Raw genomic sequence first — 16,141 nt, 5'->3', positions numbered from 1 at the left:
CCCGCCGGCCGGCGGGCCGCGCGCCCCGGCGGCTCAGCGGCCTTCCGCGAACTCCCTGAGGTCCGCGGTCAGTCGCTCGCGGTGTGTGGCGAACAGCCCGTGGCCCGCGTTCTCGTAGACCTTGAAGGTGCTGTCGGGCGCGAGTTCCGCCGCACGGCGGCCGGTCAGTTCGATGGGGGCCGACGCGTCGTGGGTGCCGTGGACGACGAGGACGGGCAGATCGAGCTTGGCGATCTCGGGCGCCACGTTCAGGGTGACGACGAGGTCGCCCAGCGCCGCCCCGGCGCGGGCCGTCGCGCCGTGGCAGCGGTCGACCATCGACTGCACATAGGCCTCGGAGAGTTCGTTGCCGGGCAGGCCGAGGGCGAAGAACGCGCGGGCGCCGTCCGCGAAGAAGGCGGCCCGGTCGCGGCGGAACTCCGCGTTGCCCGCCTCGACGAGCGCCGGGTCGACTCCCGTCGGATGGTCGGCGGAGCGTGCGGGGCCCGGCGCCATGCCCGCCACGAGCGCCACCCGGGCCACCCGCCCGGCGCCGTGCCGGGTCAGGCAGCGCACGACCTCGGCGGTGCCCAGGGAGTGCCCGACCAGCGTCACCTGCCGCAGGTCGAGATGGCGCAGCAGCCCGTCCACGTCGTCGGCGAGGCTGTCCAGGTCGAAGCCGTCCCACACGTCGTCGGAGCGGCCGTGCCCGCGCCGGTCGAACCCGACGCACCGGAACCCGGCCTCGGCCAGCGGCAGCATCTGGTACTCCCACATCTCGGTGCCGAAGTACGAGCTGTTGACGAAGACGATCACCTGTCCGGAGGCGGGACCGTAGTCGACGAAGTGCAGCCGGGTGCCATCGACGGGGCTCTCGAAGTACGGCATGGGAGTCCTCCCGGAATCCAGGGGCGTGACGGGCGGTGCGCTGTGCCCTTCATGGTTCCGGGAGTACGCGGGCGGGTCGATTACCTCAGGGGTCATTGGCCTTCGGAGCACGGGGTGCCGTCGCCGGCGATCACTGCGGGGCGCGTTCCTCCAGGGCGGTGCGCCACGCGGGCGACGGGCCCTGCCGGACGGGCTCGGCACGCCGTCCGCCCCGTGCGAAGAAGTCGGCGAGCGGCAGGATCGCGGCGCCGACCGTGACGGCGTCCGGGCCGAGTTTGCCGAGGTCGATGGTGACGCGTTCGGCGGGGTAGCGCAGGGAGTACGAGGCCGCGTACCGGCGGACGGCGGGCAGGAAGCGGGAGCCGAGCTGGAGGCCGGCCCAGCCGCCGATGAGGATGCGCTCGGGCTGGAAGAGGTTGATCAGGTCCGAGAGGCCGGCGCCGAGGTACTCGGCGGTCTCCTCCAGGACGGCGAGGGCCACGGGGTCGGGCGTGGTGTCCTCGGCGTCCTCGGGGGGATAGGCCGCGGCGAGCATCGCGGTGAGCGCGGTCTCCTCGTCGGTGTCCTCCGGGGGACGGCCGCCCTCCTCGCGCCAGCGGTCCAGGAGTGCCTCCGCGCCCGCGTACGCCTCCAGACAGCCGAGGGCTCCGCAACGGCAGCGGCGTCCCCGGACCCGTACGGTCAGATGACCCCATTCGACGGACCGGCCGTTGTCCACCTCTTCCGTGGCGAGGCAGGCGCCGACACCCGAGCCGAAGAGGACGACGACCGCGTTGCGGGCGCCGCGCCCGGCGCCGAACCACATCTCCGCCTGGCCGAGGGTCCTGGCTCCGTTGTCCGCGAAGTACGGGACGGTGTCGGGGAGTTCGCAGGTGGCGCGGAGCAGGGATTCGAGCGGGACGGCGTCCCAGCCGATCGTCTGGCCGTGCACCACGGCTCCGCGGTCCGGAGTGCGGGCGACGATGCCGGGGACGCCGATGCCGACGCCGAGGAGCTGCTCCGGCGCGATGTCGGTCGCGGCGAGCACCTCGGCGATGCCGTCGCGGATGTGGCCGACGATGACCTCGACGTCGTAGCCCTGGCGCTCCAACGGTCTTTCGGTGCGCGCGAGTTCGGTGAGGGTGAGGTCGAAGAGCTCGACGCGGACGCGGGTCTCGCCGACGTCGACGCCGATCATGTGGCCGCTGCCGGGCGCGACGCGCAGCAGGGTCCTGGGGCGGCCGCCGTCGGAGTCGACGCTGCCGGCCTCCTCGACCAGTCCGTCGGCGACGAGTTCGGCGACCACGTTGCTGATGGAACCGGAACTCAGTCCGGTGACCGGACCCAGTTCGTAGCGGCTCATCGGCCCGTCGAAATACAACCGTTGTAGTACGGCGGTGCGATTGCCCCGCCGCAGGTCACGCACTGTGCGCCCGTTCCGCCCCGCCATGAGATTCCCTTCCGGCCTGCCCGACCTGCAAGATACCCCTGCGCGATCCCTTGACGCGACTTTCTTCCGGGTCTTAACTCACGTCCTAAATTAAGCCATGAGGGGCGTTCGAGAAGTGAACGCGGGCGCCCCTCGTGCCATCCCTCCGGGAAAGGGACACAAGCAGCCATGCGCAGAATCCGAGCCGCGGCCGCCGGTGCGGTCACCATCTCCCTGCTGACCGCCGCGACCGCCTGTGGCGGCGGCTCGTCGACGAGCGGCGGGTCCAACGACTCCCCCAAGACGCTCACCTACTGGGCCTCCAACCAGGGCGCCAGCATCGCGATCGACAAGAAGGTGCTCCAGCCCGAGCTCGACAAGTTCCAGAAGCAGACCGGGATCAAGGTGAAACTGGAGGTCGTCCCCTGGTCCGACCTGCTGAACCGCATCCTCACCGCGACCACCTCCGGTCAGGGCCCGGACGTCCTGAACATAGGCAACACCTGGAGCGCCTCCCTCCAGGCCACCGGAGCCCTGCTGCCGTGGGACGCGAAGAACTTCGGCAAGATCGGCGGCAAGGACCGCTTCGTCGACTCGGCCCTCGGCTCGACCGGTGCCCAGGGCAAGGACCCGGCCGCGGTGCCGCTGTACTCGATGGCGTACGCCCTCTACTACAACAAGAAGATGTTCGCCGATGCGGGCATCGCCAAGCCGCCGACGACCTGGGACGAGCTGATCGCCGACGGCAAGAAGCTCTCCAAGGGCGGCAAGTGGGGGCTGGGCGCCGAGGGCTCCAACCCGTCCGAGAACATCCACCACGCCTTCGTCTTCGCCAAGCAGCACGGCGCCGACTTCTTCACCGCGGACGGCAAGGCCGACTTCACCTCCGACGGCGTGGTCGCGGCGGTCAAGCAGTACGTCGACCTGATGGCGAAGGACAAGATCATCGCCCCGGGCAACGCCGAGTACGCGCAGAACCAGTCCGTGGCCGACTTCGCCAAGGGCAAGAACGCGATGCTGCTGTGGCAGTCCGCCTCCGCCAACCTCAAGTCGCAGGGCATGAGCGAGGACTCGTACGGCATCGCCCCGGTGCCCGTGCAGTCCGGCACCCCCGGCACCGGCGCGAACGTCAACTCGATGGTCGCGGGCATCAACCTGGCCGTCTTCAAGAACACCGACAACCTCGACGGCGCGACGAAGTTCGTGAAGTTCATGACCAGCGACGCCGAGCAGAAGATCCTCAACACGGCGTACAGCTCCATCCCGCCGGTCAAGGCCGCCCAGTCCGACGCCACGTTCAACACCCCGTCGAACGCGGTCCTGAAGGACACCCTGGCGCAGAGTGCCGCCGCACTGCCGCAGGTCGCCGACGAGTCCCAGTTCGAGACCGCCGTCGGCACGGCGATCAAGGAGCTGTTCGCCGACGCGGCCGCCGGCCGTCCGGTGACCGAGGCCTCGGTGAAGGCCAAGCTCGACAAGGCCCAGCAGCAGATGCCGAAGAAGTGAGTGCGAGCACCCACATGACCACCACGACCGCCACCGCAGAGGCGGCCGAGCGGACGGTGCGCAAGAACTCCCCCGGTGCGGCACGCGGCCCGCGCCGCACCGGGCGGATCCGTCGCATCGGGCTGCCGTACCTGCTGCTTCTTCCCGCCCTGGTCCTCGAACTCCTGGTCCACCTGGTGCCGATGGTCATCGGCATCGTGATGAGCTTCAAGGAGCTCACACAGTTCTACATCCGCGACTGGGGCACCGCGCCCTGGTCCGGCCTCGACAACTACAAGGTGTCGGTCGACTTCGACGCGCCCGTGGGCAAGGCGCTGCTCGACTCGTTCTTCGTCACCGTCACCTTCACGCTGCTGTCGGTCGGCCTGTGCTGGCTGATCGGCACGGCGGCCGCGATCTACATGCAGGGCACCTTCCGCGGCCGGGGCCTGCTGCGTGCGCTGTTCCTCATCCCGTACGCGCTGCCCGTGTACACGGCCGTGATCACCTGGGTGTTCATGTTCCAGCACGACAACGGCCTGGTGAACCACGTCCTGCACGACCAGCTGCACCTCACCGACAAGCCGTCCTTCTGGCTCATCGGCGACAACAGCTTCATCGCCCTGCTCACCGTGTCGGTGTGGAAGGGCTGGCCGTTCGCCTTCCTGATCGTGATGGCCGGCCTCCAGAACATCCCGCAGGAACTCTACGAGGCGGCGGCCCTGGACGGCGCGGGCATGTGGCAGCAGATCCGCCGCATCACGCTGCCGTCGCTCCGCCCGGTCAACCAGGTGCTGGTGCTGGTGCTTTTCCTGTGGACGTTCAACGACTTCAACACGCCGTACGTCCTGTTCGGCAAGACCGCCCCGGAGGCGGCGGACCTCATATCGGTCCACATCTACCAGGCGTCGTTCGTCACCTGGAACTTCGGCACCGGCTCCGCCATGTCCGTCCTGCTGCTGCTGTTCCTGCTGGTCGTGACGGGTGTCTACCTCCTGCTGACCTCCCGAGGAAGGAAGACGGCCGATGTCTAGCACCGTGACCCGCAGCCGCTCCCCGATGGCGCCGCCCCGGTCCTTCCTCTGGTCCCGGCGGATCTTCCTCACGCTGCTCACCGGATTCGTCCTGGTGCCGGTGTACGTGATGGTCTCCAGCTCGCTGAAGCCCCTCGCGGACGTCTCGGGGAAGTTCCGCTGGATCCCCAGCGGGCTGACGATCCGCCCGTACATCGACATCTGGTCGACGGTGCCGCTCGCGAAGTACTTCATGAACTCGCTGATCGTGGCGGGCGCAGCGACGGTGTGCTCGGTGGTGATCGCGGTCTTCTCCGCGTACGCCGTGAGCCGTTACTCCTTCCGCGGCAAGCGCGTCTTCACGGTCACCGTGCTGTCGACCCAGATGTTCCCCGGCATCCTCTTCCTGCTGCCGCTGTTCCTCCTCTACGTCAACATCGGCAACGCCACCGGCATCGCCCTGTTCGGGTCGCGCGGCGGGCTGATCCTGACGTACCTCACCTTCTCGCTGCCGTTCTCGATCTGGATGCTCATCGGGTACTTCGACTCGGTGCCGCGCGACCTCGACGAGGCGGCCCTGGTGGACGGCTGCGGACCGCTCGGGGCACTGTTCCGGGTCGTCGTGCCGGCCGCGATCCCCGGCATCGTCGCGGTCGCCGTCTACGCCTTCATGACCGCGTGGGGCGAGGTGCTGTTCGCCTCGGTGATGACCAACGACGCCACCCGCACGCTCGCCGTCGGGCTCCAGGGCTACTCCACGCTCAACGACGTGTACTGGAACCAGATCATGGCCGCCTCGCTGGTCGTCAGCGTCCCCGTGGTCGCCGGCTTCCTGCTCCTGCAGCGCTATCTCGTCGCCGGGCTGACGGCCGGTGCCGTCAAGTGATCGACTCCCCCCATTCCGAGAGGACTTCCGTGACCATCGACCTCGCCGCTCTCCCGCACGACTTCCTGTGGGGCACGGCCACATCGGCGTACCAGATCGAGGGAGCCGTGACGGAGGACGGCCGTTCGCCGTCGATCTGGGACACCTTCTCGCACACGCCCGGCAAGATCGACAACGGCGACGACGGGGACACCGCCTGCGACCACTACCACCGCTGGCGCGAGGACATCGAGCTGATGCGCCGGCTCGGCACCAACGCCTACCGGCTGTCCGTCGCCTGGCCGCGCGTGGTGCCGGGCGGTGACGGCCCCGTCAACCCGAAGGGCCTCGACTTCTACGACGCGCTGATCGACGGCCTGCTGGAAGCGGGCATCACCCCGTCGGTGACCCTCTACCACTGGGACCTGCCGCAGGTGCTCCAGGACCGGGGCGGCTGGTCCGCGCGGGACACGGCACAGCACTTCGCGTCGTACGCGGCCGTCGTCGCGGAGCGGCTGGGCGACCGCGTGAAGCACTGGACCACGCTCAACGAGCCGCTGTGCTCGGCCTGGATCGGGCACCTGGAGGGCCGGATGGCCCCGGGCCTGACCGACCTGGCGGTCGCCGTGCGGGCCTCGTACCACCTGCTGCTGGGCCACGGCCTCGCCACCCAGGCCGTCCGCGCCGCCGTCCCCGGCGCCGAGATCGGCATCGTGAACAACCTGGCGAGCGTCGAGCCGGCCACCGACCGTCCCGAGGACGTCGCGGCGGCACGCCGTCTGGACGGGCACACCAACCGCTGGTGGCTGGACCCGGTCCACGGCCGCGGCTTCCCCTCCGACATGCGCGAGGTGTACGGGGTCGAACTTCCCGAGCAGCCGGGCGACCTGGAGACGATGGCGGCGCCGCTGGACTGGCTGGGCCTCAACTACTACTTCCCGTCCACCGTCGCCGACGACCCCACCGGGCCGGCGCCGCGGGTCCGCACGGTCCGCCGTCTCGGCGTGCACCGCACGGGCATGGACTGGGAGGTCGAGGCCGACGGCATCGAGCGTCTGCTGCTCCGCCTGACGGAGGACTACGGCGCGCGCAAGCTGTACGTCACGGAGAACGGCTCCGCCTACCCCGACGTGGTACGCCCCGACGGGACGGTCGACGACCCCGAGCGCGTCGCGTACCTGGAGCAGCACCTCGCCGCCTGCGCCTCCGCCGTCCGCAAGGGCGTTCCGCTCGCGGGCTACTTCGCCTGGTCGCTGCTCGACAACTTCGAGTGGGCGTACGGGTACGACAAGCGCTTCGGGCTCGTGCACGTCGACTACCGGACCCAGCGGCGCACGGTGAAGGGCAGCGGGCACCGCTACGCGGAGATCATCCGCGCGCACGGGGGAAGGGGGCGCAGCGCGGCGTAGGGCCTGTCGGTCCGTGCCCGGCGTCGACCGCCGGGCAGGCGGGAACGGTCACAGGGTCTGGCACGCCTCGTCGAGGGCGGCGGTCAGCTGCGGCGCCACCGCCTCGCGCACCCGGGCGACCTGTGCGTCGCCGGGTGCGCGAGGCACCGTCTCCACGAGCATGATCAGGTAGAGGTAGCTGCGGTAGAGGGCCAGGCGCCGCCGCGTCCCGGCGTCGAACGCGACCTCACCGCCCCCTTCTTGATAGCCCGTCAGGAAATGCGGGTCGCGCTCGATGTCGTCGAGCAGGGCGAGGGAGACGAAGTCGGCGACCGGGTCGCCCCAGAACATGCGCTCTCCGTCGATCAGCCCGCCGACGGCCGGCCCGACCTCCGTGCACTCCACGAGGATGTTGCCGCGCCACAGGTCGAAGTGGACGAGGCGGGGGACGGTGACCTCGTCCAGCAGGTCGTAGGCGGCCTTCGCCGTCCTGGCCACCTCGTCCACGGGCCGGGGCAGCCAGGCGCGGAAGCGGCGGGCGTCGTCGAGCACGGCTTCGTACATCGCGGTGAAGGCGGTGCGCCAGTCGCCGGCCAGGGGGCCGAGCGCGCCGGACGGGTAGCCGAACCCGGGGCCGGTCACCGTGTGCAGACGGGCCACCAGCCCGCCCAACTCCCCGCGCAGCAGGGCCTCGTCGCCCTCGGGCAGGTCGCCCCACGAGGTGCCCGGGCAGTGCGTGAGGAGGAGGTGTGCGTCGAAAGGGGGGCCGACGACACGGGGCACGGGAACGCCGGTCGCCGCCGCCGCGCGGCAGAACTCCGCCTCGGAGACGACGAGCCGCCGTTCGTGGCTCAGGCCAGGGGCCGTGGCCGGCGGCGGGAACTTCACCACATAGCGGCTGCCGTCGGTGAGACGCAGTTCCTCGACCTCGTTGTAGGTCCCGCCCGTGAGGGTCCGGCGACCGGCGAGCAGGCCGGGCGCGAGGCCCGCCCCGTCGAGTACCTGCCGTGCCCGCTCCCAGCCGTCCACCACCGCCACCAGGGTCCCCCTCGTCGTCCGTGGGCCCCACTCTGCCAGGTGGGCCCGACGGCCTGAAACCCCTTTCTCCGGGGCGGGTCACAGGCCTCGCACCGGGCCACGGCGGTGTCGCCGGTCGTCAGCGCCGATCGCCGGAACGCTCCGGCGCGCTCGCCGGTACGGGACCGGCCGACCGCACACCCGGTACGGGACCGGCCGACCGCACACCCGGCGCCCCGACGACCGGCGCACGGCCGTCCCCCGCCGTGCCCGCGCCCTCCGGCGCACCGAAGCGGGCGAGGCAGTGCCATACCTTCTTCAGGTCCTGCGCCTCATGGCGGCCCGAGCGGGCGGCGTCGCCGATGATCCGCGGATCGAGTCGTCCGTCCTCGGCGATGCGCGCGCCCAGTTCGACGAACTCCGGGCCGCGGAAGCCGGGGTGGCGCCGCAGTTCCTCGACGGTGAGCCGGTATCCGGGGTGGAACTCGACCGGGCACGGGAGCCGCCGGGCGGCCGCCTCGACGGGGGTGCCCCGGAAGGAGGCGTCGAGGACGAGTGCTTCCATGTCCCGGTCCAGCAGGACCGGACCGTGCACGTGGGCCTCGATGTAGTCGTCGAGCGCGTCGCGGCTGTCCGCCTCGGCCAGTTCGACGAGGTTCATGCCGGCCGCCACGCCGAACGCGGCCGGTTCGGCCGCGCTGTCGGGGTAGCAGAAGGTGGCGCGGCGCAGGGCTTCGCCGGTCATCCGGAAGTGCGAGGAGCCGAACCGGGGTGAGGCGCCGACCAGTTGGCGGCGGAAGTTCAGCCCGCCGTAGACCGGGCGCTGCTGCGGGGGCGCGGTGTCGTAGGCGCGGTCGAAGATCCTGCTCTCCCAGAGCCACCGATCACCGCCCGGGTGCGCGGTCAGGCCGCCGTTGCTGGTGCCGGTCACGAACTGGGAGCGGTACGAGCCGTCCCGGGCCATCGCGGTGAGGACCGGGACGCCGCCCACCAGCCGGTCCGGATGGAAGTTCAAGGTCACCCGCAGCGCCGGGTCGACGGCCGGGCCGCTCGATCGGGCGGCGACGTGGCGCAGCGCCCGTTCCTGCGGTGAGCGGCCGTTCTCGAAATGCATTGGTTCTCCCCCGCGCGGCTAGGTAGCTTAGGACTCTACCTAGTACCCCTAGGTTCAGTGTTTCCGCCCTGGAAGGACTCCCCCATGAGATCACTCACCGAGCAGGACATACGCACCTCGTTCGTCAACTGCTCCAAGGGGGAGGCGAAGCGTCTCGCCACTCCCCGGAACCTCGACGAACTCCCTTGGGACGATCTGGACTTCCTGGGCTGGCGAGATCCCGGGGCACCCGACCGCAGCCACCTCGTCACCGAGCGGGACGGGGCTCTCGTCGGCATCGCGCTGCGACGCCCCGCCTCGCGGCACGGCTTCCTGCACCGCAGCATGTGCTCGTTGTGCCTGACGACACATCCGGGCGGCGGCGTCTCCCTGATGACGGCCCGCAAGGCCGGCGCGGCGGGCCGCGAGGGCAATTCGGTCGGCGTCTACATCTGCACCGACCTGGCCTGCTCCCTCTATGTGCGCGGCAGGAGGCTCCCGCCGTCGGGGACCCGCCTGGAGGAGACCCTCACGGTCGCGGAGCAGATCGCCCGGACCATGCACAACCTGTCCGCGTTCCTGGACAGGGTCACGGGCTGACACGGCCTCACTCGGCGGTCTGCGCTCCCGTCGTCCGGTCGCCGCGGTGCGCGTCGTGCCGGGCCAGCAGGGCGAGCAGATCGGTCACGCTCAGGCCCGCGTCCGCGGGATGGCGCAGGATGGTCCCCGGTTCGACGCGGTAGATGTTGGAGCGTCCCACGCGGGTGCGGGAGAGATATCCCTCCTGCACCAGATCGGAAATGATCTTCTGCACGGCACGCTCGGTGAGCCGGCAGCGGACGGCCATGTCGCGGATACGGGTCCGGGGGTTCTCGGCGACCGCGGCGAGCACGCGCGCATGGTTGGTGAGGAACGTCCACCCCGAGTGCGCCTCCGGTGCTCCATCCATGCCCCCAGGGTAGGGCGACGCATTCACGTATACAAAAGGGTGAAACCCGTTTCCCGTATGCGGTGACAGGTGATGACGCGCCGTGACACCGGTCCCGGGACACGGCAGCGCGCCACGGAAGCCCGGGGCGCGGCCGCCCGGGAGGGACGTCCCGGGCAGTCCCGGTCTCAGGACGCGGCGGGCGTCCAGTGCGGGTCGCGGCCCAGGAAGGCGAGCAGGGTCGCGGCCCGGCCGGAGCCCTCGGGCACCTCACGCGCGGGGGCGAACACCCCGAACGAGTCGCGCAGATGGTCGGCGAGCGCCTGCGCCGCGGGCCAGATGCCCTCGGCCACCTCCTCGTCCAGCGGAGCGTCCTGCCCCGTCGCGACGGCGATGTCCCAGGCGTGCACGGCCGCGTCCATGGCGGCCGCAGCGGCGGCCAGGGACAGCGGCAGCGGCCCCAGCGGGGTCGGCACCTCCGCGGCGTCGGCGGGCAGCTGCGCGTAGGCGTCCGCGACCTCGCGCAGCACCTTGTCCAGTGCCCCCTGCGCGTCGGCCGTGAGCCCGTCGACGGGCTGGAAGGGGTCCGACTCCGGCCGGCCGGCGCCGGTGATCGCGGCGCCGTAGGCCTGCTGGTCGAGCCGCGCGTGATTGAGGACCTGCCGGGCCGTCCACTCGCTGCACGGCGTGGGCGCTCCCCATCCGCCCTCCGGCACGGCCGCGGCGACCTCCCGCAGGTAGGTGTGCGCCCGCGCGAGCAGTTCGACTCCCTGGACGTTGCTCATTCCGGTCCCCTCCTGGTCCCTCCGGCTGATGACACCAACCTAGGCCCGATTGCGGACAGATTCGGTCCGCAATGAAGAAGTTCGGCCCACCTGTGGAAGGGGAACAGGCCAGAGATGCGAGAGGTACAGGGTGAGTGGGCGGCCGGCGTCGCCCGGATGGTGAAGCGGCGACGGGAGCCGGTGGTTCTGCAGACCTTGCGGTCGACCGCCGCGGCGACCATCGCGTACGTCGTGGCCGTGCACCTCAGTCCCGAGCCCGCGCCGCTCACCGCGCCCCTCACCGCCCTGCTGGTCGTCCAGGTGACCCTGTACTCCACGATCACCACCGGCGTCCGGCGGGTGAACTCCGTGGTGGCGGGTGTCGTCATCGCGATCGGCTTCAGCAGCCTGGTGGGGCTGACCTGGTGGAGCCTGGGCCTGATCATCCTCGCCTCGCTGATCGCCGGGCACCTCGTCCGGGTCAGCGAGTTCGTGCCCGAGGTGGCGATCAGCGCGATGCTGGTCCTCGGCGTGACCAGGGTGGGCGACACCGCGTGGGCCCGCGTCGTCGAGACGCTGATCGGCGCCGTCGTGGGACTCGGCGCCAACCTCGTCTTCCCGCCCCCGGTGTGGGTCGGCGCGGCCGGTGAGTCCATCGAGGACCTCGCGCGCCGGATGCGGCAGCTGATGCTGCGCGTCGGCGAGCAGGCGGCGGGCCGCACCCCCTTCCGGCTGGCCGCCGAGCGGCTGCACGAGGCGCGCCGCCTCGATCACGACATCGGTGGGGTGGACGCGGCGCTGCGGCAGGCCGAGGACAGCCTCAAGCTCAATCCTCGGGTGCGGGAGGGACTGCTGCACCGGGTGGTGCTGCGCACCGGTCTGGACACCCTGGAGATCTGCACCGTGGTCCTGCGGGTCATCGCGCGCAGCCTCACCGACCTCGCCAAGGAACGTGAGCCGGAACCGCTGTTCGAGCCGCAGGCGGGGGCCGTACTCGAGCAGTTGCTGGCCCAGGTCGCCGACGCCGTCGTCAGCTTCGCCGTGCTGGTGACCAGCGATGTGAGCCGTAGTGCCGCGTCCGCCGAGGAGCGGCTGAGCGCCGAGCTGACCACGGCGGCCGCCACCCGGGACAAGCTGGCGCAGCTGTTCCTCGAGGAGGTGCAGCGGGACGCCCGGCACTGGCAGCTGCACGGCGCGCTCCTGGCCGAGGTCAACCGCCTCATCGACGAGCTGGACACCGAGCACCGCACCCGAAGGCTTCTGGAGGAGCTGGACCGCTGCGCACGCGAACAGCGTGAGCGCCGCCCCCGGCTCACCCGGCTGCGGCAACGGCTGCGCGTGCCGCCGCGGCTGCGCATCAAGCGGAACCGCCCCGCTGCTTCCCGTCGTTCTAGCTGAGGAAAGCGTGACGACGCCGGGGGCGCTCCGGCGCCGGAGCGGTACGACGAGGAGGGGGCGGTCGAATGACCGAGGAAGCCGTACGGATCGACGGGAACACGCTGCGACTGCCGGGCGGGGTGCAGGTGCGGTTCATGCGGACCCTGCGACTGCCCGAGACCGGCACGCACGCCCTGCCTCCGGGGCTCGGCGAGTTCCCGGTGCGCCGCGTCGAGGACTACGCGGACACCGTGCCCGCCGCATGGCGGTCACGCGGCGGGGTGATGCTGCCGGTGTATCTGCGCGAGGCGATGTGGCTGAATTTCGCCGGGTCGTCGGAGCCTGCGGCGTTGCAGGTCGGCGTCGGCAAGGTGTGCGCGATCTCGGGCAAGAGGTGGAGCTCCCGTCTCACGCGGAAGCCGCAGAATTACGTGGTCCTGCCCCGGCAGCCATGGCTGGACGGGATCAATTCCGGCAAGGGCACGGTCCGCCAGTTCGTGGCGGTGCCGCTGGGTCTGGGGGCCACGGTCGAGGGCCAGGTCACCGGCGAGGAGGTGTGGGGCGGCGTCCAGCTCCAGTCCTTCCCGCTCAATGACGCGGAGCTGGCCGCGTGGCGCGAGGAGGAGCGCCGCCGGGCCCAGGAGCGCAGCTTCATGCCGCCGCCCGGCGGTGGGTACGGCGCCGCCTACCCGATGGCCGCACCGGCGGCGCCGGGCGCGGTCCCCGCCCCCGCGGCGGTCCCGGCGGGGCGTGCGCGCAGCGCCCCGGCGATGGGGCTCGGCGTCGGCGGCTCCATGCGCCAGGAGGTCTACCGTGACGACCGGCCGCTCAAGGCCTGGGCCGAGGAGCCGGCGGGGCGCGTCTTCGTCCACCTCGTGACGCCGCCCGAGTGGCGCCGGATCACCGGCGAGGCGGCCCCGCCGTCCCCCGTCGACCGCGCCGCCTACACGCGCGCGGGGCTCCCCTGGTTCGACTACTACGACCAGGACGCCGCGGACCTGGCCCCGACGAACGCGCTGGGTTCGGTGCAGCCGGTGGGCGAGTGGCTGGGCGACGACCACGAGCCCTGGCAGCAGCCCTCGCCGCACCAGATCAAGCCGCTCGGGGACGCGCCCGGCAAGCCGGTCGAGGACGGTGACTGGTAGACGCCTCGGGGGCCGGTCGCGCGTTGCACTGTGTGCAACGCGCGTTGCCGGTCTTGCATGTGCAGGGTGCCGCACGCCAAGGTGACTGTCACGGCCGAGGCAATCGACACCTGGGGTGCAGGCATGAGCAGTGACGCGCGACCGTCCCCGGGCCAGGGCGGCGGCTGGAGCAGGCGCCGCTTCGTGGGCGTGCTCGCGGGAGCAGCCGCCGTGACGACGGTGCCGGCGCCCGCCGCCCCAGGGACGGTGCCATCAGGGGCGACGCCCGCTCCGGCCGCACCCGCGCCGACCGCCGCACGCTCCCCCGCGCACGGCTCCCGCCCCGGTCCGCGCCCGCTGTTCCTCGGCACCTACACCTCGGTCGACGGCGGCGGCACCGGGATCGGCATCGCCTCCTACGACCCGACGACGGGCCGTGTCACCGGCGTCGGCACCGTCACCGGCGTGGGCGATCCGTCATACCTCGCTCCGCACCCCGACGGCCGGACGCTGTACGCCGTCGACGAGCGGGAGGACGGCGGCGTGACGGCCCTACGGCTGCGCGCGGGCGGCCAGAAACCCTCGGTGCTGGGCACGCGCTCCACCGGGGGTGCGGGTCCCTGCCACCTGTCCGTGCATCCGAGCGGGCGCTGGCTGCTGAGCGCGAACTACGGGTCGGGCAGCGTGGCCGTGCACCCGATCGACGCCTCGGGCGCGCTCGGTGAGCGCACCGACCTGGTCACGCACTCCGGCCCGGCACCCGGGCCGGGCCAACAGGGCCCGCACGCGCACCAGTTCATCACCGGACCGGACGGCGACCACGTGCTCGCCGTCGACCTCGGCACCGACACGGTCTACACCTACCGGCTGGACCGGTCGAGGGGCACGCTCGCCGAGGTGTCGCAGGCACACACGCGGCCGGGCGCGGGCCCGCGCCATCTCACCTTCCACCCCGACGGCCGCCACGCCTATCTCGCCAACGAGGTCGACAACACCGTCGCGGTCTGCGGCTACGACCCGGCCACCGGGCGGCTCACGGTGGGCGATCCGCAGTCCACGGGCACGGGCGAGGGCACGAGTTACCCGGCCCAGATCCTGGTGACGGCGAACGGGGCGTACGCGTATCTCGCCAACCGCGGCCACAACAGCCTGACGCGCTACGCCGTCGAGGCGGACGGCGCTCGGCTGAGGCTGCTGGACACGGTGCCGGTGGGCGGGGACTTCCCGCGCCACATCGCGTTCTCCCCGGACGGACGGCTGCTGTTCGCGGCGAACCAGCGATCGGGCACCGTCAGCGTGTTCCAGGTCGACGCCGCGGACGGCGGGCTGCGGCTCGCGGGCGAGCCGTTCGCCTCACCGGTCGCCGTCTGCGCGCTGCCGCTGTAGGGGGCGCGGGCAGGAGGCCGAGCTCGCCTGCGCGAGCAGGACGTGCATGCGTTCGGTGAGCTCGGACACGTCGTCGGCCGGTGCGTGGAAGGGCAGGCGTACGTCGCCGTTGCCGCGCGCCCGCTCGATGCGCAGGGTCAGTCCGTGCCGGTCGACGGCGAGCGGCTGGACGCACACCGCGCCGTGCAGGCTGTCCGGCTCGACCAGCCGGGTCAGCCGCTCGACCGCGTCCGGGTGGGCCTCGGCGAGGTGGGTGAGCAGTCGGGCCTCGGCGGTGGCGAGGGGGTCGGGGCGGGCGTCGGCGAGCTCGTCGAGGTCGAGCACGAGCGTCCCGGACGGGCGGCGCAGCACGGCGCGCGTCGGCCGGAAGGCCAGCTGCCCGTCCTCGGGGGCGCACCATCCGGCGAGCCACAGCCGGGCGCGGATGCGGTTGCGCAGCGGTACGGGAGCGACGTCGGCGAACTCCAGGACGGCGGACGGCTCGCCGCGCGGTGCGCAGATCGCGGCGGCGAGGAGTGCGCTGTCCTCCGGTACGTGCAGGAGCACCCGGCCGTCCGCGGCGACGGTGTGCGCGCCGACGTACTCCTCGCGGCCGCCCTGCGCGGTCACCGCGCAGGACCAGGCCGTGGCCAGCAACGATCGGGCACATTCCGCCGCGCTGGGCGCGGCCGTCCAGGCGTGACGGTCACCCATCAATTCCTCCTTAGGTAAGGCTTGCCTAACCTATCGAAGATCCGGGCGTACGCCAACCACGCCTCGCCGTTCCCGGACCGCCCCCGTTCCGGGGCCTGTCCCGTGAGAGCCGTGCCGCCTCAGAGATCGATGGCGCCGAGCAGCGCCCGCGCGCACAGGTCACGCACCTGCGCCCGGCTCAGGTCCGCACCCCTGAGCCACTCCAGGCACACGGCCGTGGTGAAGGCCAGCCATCCGCGGACGGCGATCCGGAGTTCGGGGCGCTCCTCGGCCAGCCGGCCGAGTTCGGGGTCGGCGGCGAGCGCCTCCAGGATCTGCCGCTCCTGCGCGGCCAGCGCCTGCCGGTAGACCCTGCGCACGGCCTGGTCGCCCGCCGCGTCGGCACGATGGAAGGCGCGGAAGCCGTGCGCATGCTCCTCCACGTATCCGAGGAAGGTGTCGAGGCCCGCGCCGAGCTGCTCGCGCACCGGAACTCCCGGCACGGCCGCGGTCATCCGCAGCATCCGGCCGCTCTCCCGCTCGACGACGGCGGCGAAGAAGTCCCGCTTCGTCGGGAAGTAGTGGTACAGCAGTCCCCGCGAGACCCCGGCGATCTCCGCGACCTGCTCGATCCACACGTCGTCGTACGGGCTCTCCGAGAACAGGCACGCCCCGACCGACAGGAGCTGCTCGCGACGCTCCTCGGTACTGAGCCGCCGCCGCGTCCGTTCCCCCTGCTTCCCCGCCATGCCCG

At 71.9% G+C, this 16,141-nt stretch carries 16 protein-coding genes; 8 read left to right on the top strand and 8 right to left on the bottom strand.

Features of this window, described 5'->3' with window-relative positions; all coding sequences use genetic code 11:
* Positions 1-33 precede the first annotated feature (33 nt).
* Positions 34-867 (bottom strand): alpha/beta fold hydrolase, encoded by an 834-nt coding sequence (locus tag ABEB03_RS34735; RefSeq protein ID WP_345656843.1) that lies wholly within the window; start codon positions 865-867, stop codon positions 34-36.
* Positions 868-997: 130 nt separating this feature from the next.
* Positions 998-2,296, bottom strand: a complete 1,299-nt coding sequence (locus ABEB03_RS34730) for an ROK family transcriptional regulator (protein ID WP_345656842.1) — start codon at positions 2,294-2,296, stop codon at positions 998-1,000.
* A gap of 168 nt (positions 2,297-2,464) precedes the next feature.
* On the opposite strand from ABEB03_RS34730, the gene ABEB03_RS34725 reads away from it, so the two are divergent.
* The 4 genes from ABEB03_RS34725 to ABEB03_RS34710 are packed head-to-tail and all read left to right on the top strand — an operon-like array spanning position 2,465 to position 7,047.
* Positions 2,465-3,781 carry an ABC transporter substrate-binding protein gene (locus ABEB03_RS34725; protein ID WP_345656841.1) on the top strand — a complete coding sequence of 439 codons (1,317 nt, stop codon included), beginning with the start codon at positions 2,465-2,467 and terminating at the stop codon, positions 3,779-3,781.
* A gap of 14 nt (positions 3,782-3,795) precedes the next feature.
* Complete coding sequence (locus ABEB03_RS34720; protein WP_095938108.1) at positions 3,796-4,794, top strand: carbohydrate ABC transporter permease; 999 nt, start codon at positions 3,796-3,798, stop codon at positions 4,792-4,794.
* Complete coding sequence (locus tag ABEB03_RS34715; RefSeq protein WP_078628812.1) at positions 4,787-5,659, top strand: carbohydrate ABC transporter permease; 873 nt, start codon at positions 4,787-4,789, stop codon at positions 5,657-5,659. Before ABEB03_RS34720 ends, ABEB03_RS34715 begins: the two co-directional genes overlap by 8 nt.
* A 29-nt stretch (positions 5,660-5,688) precedes the next feature.
* The gene (locus tag ABEB03_RS34710) at positions 5,689-7,047 is read left to right on the top strand and encodes a GH1 family beta-glucosidase (protein WP_345656840.1); all 1,359 of its coding nucleotides are present in this window, start codon (positions 5,689-5,691) and stop codon (positions 7,045-7,047) included.
* Positions 7,048-7,095: 48 nt separating this feature from the next.
* Here the strand turns inward: ABEB03_RS34710 and ABEB03_RS34705 are convergent, their stop codons facing one another.
* On the bottom strand, positions 7,096-8,055 hold the full coding sequence (locus ABEB03_RS34705) for a phosphotransferase family protein (protein WP_345656855.1): 960 nt from the start codon (positions 8,053-8,055) through the stop codon (positions 7,096-7,098).
* Positions 8,056-8,182: 127 nt separating this feature from the next.
* On the bottom strand, positions 8,183-9,157 hold the full coding sequence (locus ABEB03_RS34700) for a DUF3626 domain-containing protein (RefSeq protein ID WP_345656839.1): 975 nt from the start codon (positions 9,155-9,157) through the stop codon (positions 8,183-8,185).
* 84 nt (positions 9,158-9,241) lie between these two features.
* On the opposite strand from ABEB03_RS34700, the gene ABEB03_RS34695 reads away from it, so the two are divergent.
* Positions 9,242-9,736: an FBP domain-containing protein gene (locus ABEB03_RS34695; RefSeq protein WP_345656838.1), complete on the top strand. Its 495-nt coding sequence runs from the start codon at positions 9,242-9,244 to the stop codon at positions 9,734-9,736.
* Positions 9,737-9,743: 7 nt separating this feature from the next.
* Here the strand turns inward: ABEB03_RS34695 and ABEB03_RS34690 are convergent, their stop codons facing one another.
* Together ABEB03_RS34690 and ABEB03_RS34685 are read right to left on the bottom strand one after the other, a co-directional pair.
* Positions 9,744-10,085, bottom strand: a complete 342-nt coding sequence (locus ABEB03_RS34690) for a helix-turn-helix transcriptional regulator (RefSeq protein ID WP_345656837.1) — start codon at positions 10,083-10,085, stop codon at positions 9,744-9,746.
* Between the two features lie 167 nt (positions 10,086-10,252).
* Positions 10,253-10,849 carry a TIGR03086 family metal-binding protein gene (locus ABEB03_RS34685; RefSeq protein WP_345656836.1) on the bottom strand — a complete coding sequence of 199 codons (597 nt, stop codon included), beginning with the start codon at positions 10,847-10,849 and terminating at the stop codon, positions 10,253-10,255.
* 114 nt (positions 10,850-10,963) lie between these two features.
* Here ABEB03_RS34685 and ABEB03_RS34680 point away from each other — a divergent pair, with 114 nt between their 5' ends.
* The 3 genes from ABEB03_RS34680 (at position 10,964) to ABEB03_RS34670 (ending at position 14,715) form a co-directional block, all read left to right on the top strand.
* Entirely contained in the window at positions 10,964-12,226 is a 1,263-nt protein-coding gene (locus ABEB03_RS34680; RefSeq protein ID WP_345656835.1) for an FUSC family protein, read from the top strand.
* 65 nt (positions 12,227-12,291) lie between these two features.
* Positions 12,292-13,350: a hypothetical protein gene (locus ABEB03_RS34675; protein WP_345656834.1), complete on the top strand. Its 1,059-nt coding sequence runs from the start codon at positions 12,292-12,294 to the stop codon at positions 13,348-13,350.
* Positions 13,351-13,473: 123 nt separating this feature from the next.
* Complete coding sequence (locus ABEB03_RS34670) at positions 13,474-14,715, top strand: lactonase family protein (protein WP_345656833.1); 1,242 nt, start codon at positions 13,474-13,476, stop codon at positions 14,713-14,715.
* On the opposite strand, the gene ABEB03_RS34665 is transcribed toward ABEB03_RS34670, so the two are convergent.
* Both ABEB03_RS34665 and ABEB03_RS34660 read right to left on the bottom strand, forming a co-directional pair.
* The gene (locus ABEB03_RS34665) at positions 14,683-15,408 is read right to left on the bottom strand and encodes a DUF2470 domain-containing protein (RefSeq protein WP_345656832.1); all 726 of its coding nucleotides are present in this window, start codon (positions 15,406-15,408) and stop codon (positions 14,683-14,685) included. The genes ABEB03_RS34670 and ABEB03_RS34665 overlap by 33 nt on opposite strands.
* A 119-nt stretch (positions 15,409-15,527) precedes the next feature.
* On the bottom strand, positions 15,528-16,136 hold the full coding sequence (locus ABEB03_RS34660) for a TetR/AcrR family transcriptional regulator (protein ID WP_345656831.1): 609 nt from the start codon (positions 16,134-16,136) through the stop codon (positions 15,528-15,530).
* Positions 16,137-16,141 lie beyond the last annotated feature (5 nt).

This window comes from Streptomyces siamensis (assembly GCF_039543605.1).
GTDB classification, from domain to species: Bacteria; Actinomycetota; Actinomycetes; order Streptomycetales; family Streptomycetaceae; genus Streptomyces; species Streptomyces siamensis.
Note: the sequence above shows the minus strand (reverse complement) of the source record. Positions and strands in the feature narration are given on the sequence as shown.

Bases quoted from the DNA above. Each gene is read 5' to 3' on its own strand.
- ABEB03_RS34720 (WP_095938108.1), top strand. From the start codon at position 3,796: ATGACCACCACGACCGCCACCGCAGAGGCGGCCGAGCGGACGGTGCGC.
- ABEB03_RS34715 (WP_078628812.1), top strand. From the start codon at position 4,787: ATGTCTAGCACCGTGACCCGCAGCCGCTCCCCGATGGCGCCGCCCCGG.
- ABEB03_RS34685 (WP_345656836.1), bottom strand. From the start codon at position 10,849: ATGAGCAACGTCCAGGGAGTCGAACTGCTCGCGCGGGCGCACACCTAC.
- ABEB03_RS34695 (WP_345656838.1), top strand. From the start codon at position 9,242: ATGAGATCACTCACCGAGCAGGACATACGCACCTCGTTCGTCAACTGC.
- ABEB03_RS34725 (WP_345656841.1), top strand. From the start codon at position 2,465: ATGCGCAGAATCCGAGCCGCGGCCGCCGGTGCGGTCACCATCTCCCTG.
- ABEB03_RS34675 (WP_345656834.1), top strand. From the start codon at position 12,292: ATGACCGAGGAAGCCGTACGGATCGACGGGAACACGCTGCGACTGCCG.
- ABEB03_RS34680 (WP_345656835.1), top strand. From the start codon at position 10,964: ATGCGAGAGGTACAGGGTGAGTGGGCGGCCGGCGTCGCCCGGATGGTG.
- ABEB03_RS34730 (WP_345656842.1), bottom strand. From the start codon at position 2,296: ATGGCGGGGCGGAACGGGCGCACAGTGCGTGACCTGCGGCGGGGCAAT.
- ABEB03_RS34665 (WP_345656832.1), bottom strand. From the start codon at position 15,408: ATGGGTGACCGTCACGCCTGGACGGCCGCGCCCAGCGCGGCGGAATGT.
- ABEB03_RS34690 (WP_345656837.1), bottom strand. From the start codon at position 10,085: ATGGATGGAGCACCGGAGGCGCACTCGGGGTGGACGTTCCTCACCAAC.
- ABEB03_RS34670 (WP_345656833.1), top strand. From the start codon at position 13,474: ATGAGCAGTGACGCGCGACCGTCCCCGGGCCAGGGCGGCGGCTGGAGC.
- ABEB03_RS34700 (WP_345656839.1), bottom strand. From the start codon at position 9,157: ATGCATTTCGAGAACGGCCGCTCACCGCAGGAACGGGCGCTGCGCCAC.
- ABEB03_RS34660 (WP_345656831.1), bottom strand. From the start codon at position 16,136: ATGGCGGGGAAGCAGGGGGAACGGACGCGGCGGCGGCTCAGTACCGAG.
- ABEB03_RS34735 (WP_345656843.1), bottom strand. From the start codon at position 867: ATGCCGTACTTCGAGAGCCCCGTCGATGGCACCCGGCTGCACTTCGTC.